This window comes from Streptomyces sp. NRRL WC-3618, assembly GCF_001280005.1.
Taxonomy (GTDB): Bacteria; Actinomycetota; Actinomycetes; order Streptomycetales; family Streptomycetaceae; genus Streptomyces.
The window spans coordinates 1-5922 of record NZ_LGDW01000138.1 but is presented as its reverse complement, the minus strand read 5'-3'; the positions used below and the strand labels follow the sequence as shown (position 1 = coordinate 5922).

The following is a 5922-nucleotide window of genomic DNA, read 5'->3' as shown; positions in this document are numbered from 1 at the left end:
GCCGGGGTCGGTGCGCGGCTGTGGGCGGTGACGTCGGGTGCGGTGTCGACCGGTCGCAGTGATGTCCTGGAGTCTGCGTTGCAGGCGCAGGTGTGGGGTCTGGGCCGGGTCGTGGCGCTGGAGCACCCGGACCGCTGGGGCGGGCTGATCGACCTGCCCGCGTCGTACGACACCCGTGCGGGCTCGCGCTTCACCGCCGCCCTCGCGGGAGTCGAGGACGAGGACCAGCTCGCCGTGCGCGGCTCCGGTGTCCTCGTACGCCGCCTCGCCCCGGCCGAGCCGGTCGAGTCCGCGAAGCCGTGGACGCCGCGCGGCACGGCACTGGTCACCGGCGGCACGGGTGCGATCGGCGGGCATGTGGCGCGCTGGCTGGCCCGCGAGGGCGCCGAGCACCTCGTACTGACGAGCCGTCGCGGTCTCGACGCTCCGGGCGCCGGTGAACTGAAGTCGGAACTGGAGGAGTTGGGGGCCGAGGTCACGGTCGCGGCGTGCGACATCGCCGACCGGGAATCCGTCACGCGACTCCTTGAAACACTCGCCGCCGACGGACGTACGCTGCGCTCCGTCTTCCACGCCGCCGGCGTCGGGCAGACGCAGCCGCTGGACGGGATGACAGCGGCCGACATCGCGGAGGTGTTCGGCGCGAAGACGGCGGGCGCCGCGCTCCTCGATGAGCTGGTGGCTGGCGAAGACCTGGACGCTTTCGTCCTCTTCTCGTCCAACTCCGGTGTGTGGGGCGGTGGCGGCCAGGGTGCGTACGCGGCTGCCAACGCCTACCTCGACGCCCTGGCGCAGCGCCGCAGGGCCCGCGGCCTGACCGCCACCTGCGTCGCGTGGGGCCTGTGGGCCGGCGGCGGCATGGCGGGCGACGAGGACGCGGAACAGCTCCGGCGCCGCGGCCTGGCGGCGATGGCGCCGGAGCGTGCGGTGGCCGCGCTGGCGCAGGCGGTCGCGTACGACGAGACGTTCCTGGCCGTCGCCGACGTGGACTGGGAGCGCTTCGCGCCCCCCTTCACCTCGCTGCGGCCGAGCCCGCTCATCGGGGACCTGCCCGCGGTGCGGCGCGCGCTCGCCGAGCCCGAGGCGGCGCAGGGTGCGGCGGCGAGGACGGGTGCGCCCGGCTCCGAGTGGGCCGAGCGGCTCGCCGGAATGTCGCAGGCGGAGCAGGAGCGGCGGCTGCTCGACCTGGTGCGCGGCCAGGCGGCCGCCGTCCTCGGCTACGCCGGCGCAGAAGCGATCGAGCCCGGCCGGGCCTTCCGCGAGCTGGGCTTCGACTCGCTCACAGCGGTCGAGGTACGCAATCGACTGGCCACTACGACCGGCCTGAAGCTGCCCACCACCCTCGTCTTCGACTACCCGACCTCGGCCGTCCTCGCGGGCTACCTGCGGGCGCAGTTGATCGGCGACGAGGGGGCGGAGGCCGGGCGCCTCGCCGCGGGCGGAGCCGTGGCCGCGACCGGATCGGTGGACGCCGACGACGACCCGATCGTCATCGTGTCCATGAGCTGCCGCTACCCCGGCGGCGCCACCAGCCCCGACGCCCTGTGGCGCCTCCTCGCCGAGGGTGAGGACGCGATGTCCGACTTCCCCGGCGGCCGTGGCTGGGACCTCGAAGCCCTCTACGACGCCGACCCCGAGCAGCGCGGCACGAGCTACGCCCGACAGGGCGGATTCCTTTACGACGCCGACCAGTTCGACCCCGTCTTCTTCGGCATCTCGCCGCGCGAGGCCCTCGCCATGGACCCGCAGCAGCGGCTCCTCCTGGAGACTTCCTGGGAACTCTTCGAGCGCGCCGGCATCAACCCGGCGACGCTGCACGGCAGCCAGGCCGGTGTGTTCGTCGGCGCCTCGTCCCAGGGCTACGGCTCCGGGATGCAGCAGGCCCCCGAAGGCGTCGAGGGCTATCTGCTCGCGGGCGGCGCGACCAGCGTCATCTCCGGCCGCCTCGCCTACACCTTCGGTCTCGAAGGCCCGGCGGTGACCGTCGACACGGCCTGCTCGTCGTCGCTGGTCGCCCTGCACCTGGCCGCGCAGGCCCTGCGCAACGGCGAGTGCTCGCTGGCTCTCGCGGGCGGCGTCACGGTCATGTCCAACCCCGGCGCCTTCGTGGAGTTCAGCCGCCAGCGCGGCCTCGCGGCCGACGGCCGCTGCAAGGCGTTCGCGGAGGCCGCCGACGGCACCGGCTGGGGCGAGGGCGTCGGCCTGCTCCTTCTCGAAAGGCAGTCGGACGCCCGGCGCAACGGCCACGAGATCCTGGCCGTCGTACGCGGTTCCGCCGTCAACCAGGACGGCGCCAGCAACGGCCTCACCGCCCCGAACGGTCCCTCCCAGCAGCGCGTCATCCGCACCGCCCTCGCCAACGCCGGTCTCGCGGCCGGTGACGTCGACGCCGTCGAGGCGCACGGCACGGGCACCACGCTCGGCGACCCGATCGAGGCGCAGGCCCTCCTCGCCACGTACGGAGAGCAGCGACCGGTCGACCGGCCCCTGTGGCTGGGATCGGTGAAGTCGAACATCGGGCACACGCAGTCCGCCGCCGGTGTCGCCGGTGTCATCAAGATGGTGCTGGCCATGCGGGCCGGCGTCCTGCCGCAGACCTTGCACGTGGACCGGCCGAGCACCCATGTCGACTGGACGGCAGGCGCTGTTGAGCTGCTGACCGAGGCCCGGGAGTGGGCCGAGCGGGAGGCGGGCTCGCCGCGTCGCGCGGGTGTCTCGGCGTTCGGCGTCAGCGGCACGAACGCCCACGTGATCGTGGAGCAGGCGCCGGTGGTGGAAGCAACTGAGTCTGCTGCAACGAGCGTTCTACCCACCGCGACACCATGGTTGGTGTCGGGCCGGAGCGCGGAGGCGCTGCGGGCACAGGCCGACCGCCTGCGCGAGCATGTGACCGGACGCGCCGACCTCGAGCCCGTTGACGTGGGGTGGTCGCTGCTGTCGGGCCGGGCCGTGCACGAGCACCGTGCCGTGATCTTCGGCCGGGAGCGGGAGGAGTTCCTGGCCGGGCTCGAGGTCGTCACCGCCGGCGGTTCGGGTGCGGTGTCGGGGATTGTGGCCGAGGGGCGCCTTGGTGTCGTCTTCACCGGTCAGGGCAGTCAGCGGCTCGGTATGGGCCGTGAGTTGTACGAGACGTTCCCGGTGTTCGCGGATGCGCTGGACGAGGTCTGCGCCCACCTGGATGCCTCGCTGGAGAAGCCTCTGAAGGACGTGATGTTCGGCACGGACGCCGGGCTGTTGGAGCAGACGGGGTATGCGCAGCCCGCGCTGTTCGCCGTCGAGGTGGCCCTGTACCGCCTGGCCGAGTCCTTCGGGGTACGTCCCGAGATCGTCGGTGGTCATTCGATCGGTGAGTTGACGGCGGCGTACATAGCCGGGCTGTGGTCGTTGGAGGACGCGGCCCAACTGGTCGCCGCGCGTGGACAGTTGATGCAGTCGCTGCCCGAGGGGGGCGCGATGCTCGCCGTGCAGGCGGCGGAGGCCGATGTGCTGCCGCTGCTTGAGGGTCTGGACGACAGCGTCGGTGTGGCCGCGGTGAACGGTCCCGCGCAGGTGGTCCTGTCCGGCGAGCGGGAAGTTCTGGAGGGCCTGGAGGAAACCCTCCGGGGGCAGGGCCGCAAGGTGCGGTGGCTGAAGGTGTCCCACGCCTTCCACTCGCCGCTCATGGACCCGGTCCTGGGTGACTTCCGCAAGGTCGCGGAGAGCTTGACGTACCAGGAGACGGCCTTGGCGGTGGTCTCCAACGTCACCGGTGAGCCGGCCGAGTCGGCCCAGCTCAAGGACCCCGAGTACTGGGTCCGTCACGTCCGTGAGGCGGTGCGCTTCCACGACGGCCTGGGCGTCTTCACCGGCTTCGGCGCGACGACGCTCCTTGAGCTCGGCCCTGACGCCGTACTCACGGCGATGGCGCACGACACGCTCACCGACCCGGCCGCGCAGGCGGGCCTGATCGGCGCTCTGCGTAAGGACCGCCCGGAAGCGGACAGCTTCCTGGCCGCCCTCGCCAAGGCCCACGTGCGTGGCGTCGAGGTCGACTGGACGCCGCTGTACGCGCCCGTCGAGACGCGCCGCCGCGTGGACCTGCCCACGTACGCCTTCCAGCACCAGGGCTTCTGGCTCCGGCAGACCGCCGGCGCCGCCGACGTCGAGTCCGCGGGCCTCGCCCCGACCGGACATCCGCTGCTGGGGGCCGGGATGCCGTTGGCGGACACGGACGGGTACCTGTTCACCGGGCGCCTTTCCCTGGCCACGCACCCGTGGCTCGCCGACCACGCCGTGGCCGGGCGGGTGCTGCTTCCGGGGACCGCCTTCGTGGAACTGGCCGTGCACGCGGGCGGCCAGATCGGCTGCGGCACGCTCGACGAGCTGATGCTCGGCACGCCGCTCGTCCTGCCTGAACACGGCGGCATCCAGCTCCAGTTGCGCGTAGAGGCACCCGACGCATCCGGACGCAGGCCCATCAGCCTGCACTCGCGTCCCGAGCCCGGCGCCGGAGCCGAAAGCCTCTCGACCGACACCTGGACCAAGAACGCCACCGGAACCCTGACCGAGTCCCTGCCGGACACGGCCGCCGCCCCGACGGCGTCCGGTGACCTGACGTCCTGGCCGCCGCGCGACGCGGAGCCGCTGACGGTCGACGGACTCTACGAGGAGTTGGCCACCGCGGGCTTCGCCTACGGCCCGGTGTTCCAGGGACTGCGCGGTGCCTGGCGGCGTGGCGACGAGGTGTTCGCCGAAGTCGCCCTGCCCGACGACGACAACACGCAGGCCGGAGCCTTCGGCCTGCACCCGGCGATCCTCGACGCCGCCCTGCACGCCCGTGCCGCCGGTACGCGCGCCCAGGCAGCGGCGGACACGCCGCCCGCGGCAGGCGGACTGCCGTTCACCTGGACCGGAGTCACCCTGCACGCCGCGGGTGCCGCCAAGGTCCGCGTACGGCTGACGCCCAGCGGGACGGACGGCGTCTCCCTGGAGGTCGCGGACGCCAACGGCGCACCGGTGGCCTCGGTGGACGCACTCGTCTTCCGGCCCATGTCGAAGGAGCTCATCGAGCAGATGAGCGGCGCGAACCCGCATACGGACTCCCTCTTCCACGTGGAGTGGAGGCAGCAGTCGCCTACGCCTGCCGGCGCGATGTCGTTGGCGTTGTACGAGACGCGCGGCGAGAGCGGGGACCTTCCGGCCGCCGTGGTGTGGCGGTCCGGAGGTTCCGAGGGTGCCGTGAGCCTCGAGGCTGTGTCGGCGCGCCTGACCGAGGCGCTCGGCGTGGTGCAGGACTGGCTGGCGGACGCGCGGTTCGAGGCGCTGCCGCTGGTGGTGGTGACACGCGGCGCTGTGGCCGCCGGTGATGTGGCCGTCGACCCGGTGGCCGCGGCGGTGTGGGGTCTGGTGCGGTCGGCCCGCTCCGAGCACCCGGGGCGCTTCGTCCTCGTGGACGGAGTGGACGGAGAGGTTGACGGGAAAACGGACGAGTCGGTGCTCGGCGCTGTGCTGGCGTCGGGTGAACCCGAGGTGGCGGTGCGGAGCGGGTCGCTGTTCGTGCCGCGCCTGTCCCTAGCCACGGCCACGACCGCCGAGGACGTCGCCCCGTGGGGTTCGGGCACGGTCCTGGTGACGGGCGCGTTCGGTGGTCTGGGCCGTGTGGTGGTCCGGCACTTGGCCGAGCACCACGGTGTACGTGATCTGCTGCTGGTCTCGCGCCGCGGCCCGGAAGCGTCCGGAGCGGCCGAACTGCGCGATGAACTCGCCGAGTTGGGTGCCAAGGTGACCGTGGCCGCGTGCGATGTGGCCGACCGCGGGGCTCTGGCCGGACTCCTCGACGAGAAGGGCGCGGAGCTGTCGGCGGTGGTGCATGTGGCGGGTGTCCTGGACGACGGTGTGGTCACCTCGCTCACGCCCGAGCGTTTGGCGACGGTGCTGCGTCCG

The 5922-nt window shown here is 72.9% G+C and carries 1 protein-coding gene; it reads left to right on the top strand.

Translation table 11 applies throughout. The features are described from left to right. Positions 1-5922, top strand: a 5922-nt coding sequence (locus ADL01_RS15990) for a type I polyketide synthase (RefSeq protein ID WP_159049538.1), incomplete at both ends; no start/stop codon positions are given.